This is a genomic window from Pseudomonas persica, from assembly GCF_900291015.1.
Lineage (GTDB): Bacteria > Pseudomonadota > Gammaproteobacteria > Pseudomonadales > Pseudomonadaceae > Aquipseudomonas.
In genome coordinates this window covers 1-265 of record NZ_OLKL01000183.1, presented here as the reverse complement: position 1 = coordinate 265, position 265 = coordinate 1, and the positions used below count along the sequence as shown (strand labels likewise).

1 protein-coding gene is annotated in these 265 nt (G+C 54.7%); it reads left to right on the top strand.

Annotated elements, in window-relative coordinates; genetic code table 11:
• Positions 1 to 265 (top strand): AMP-binding protein (locus FQ664_RS26210; RefSeq protein WP_144175902.1); only part of this gene is annotated, 265 nt, incomplete at both ends.

Here is a 265-nt window from a genome sequence, read left to right as displayed (position 1 = left end):
GGTTTGAAAGCCCTGGGTGTCAATACCGACAGCCGGGTGGCCATCCTGGCGGAAACCCGCTACGAGTGGTATGTCAGCTACATGGCGGTGGTCAACGGTCTGGCAGTGGTGGTGCCTTTGGATAAGGAACAACCGGCCAATGAAATCGTCAACCTGCTCAAGAGTTCCGAGGCCGATGTCCTTCTTTTCTCCAAGAGCAAGAAGGATCTGGTAGACAGCATCCGGGATCAGGTGCCTGGTGTCAGCCACTATATTGGCTTTGATC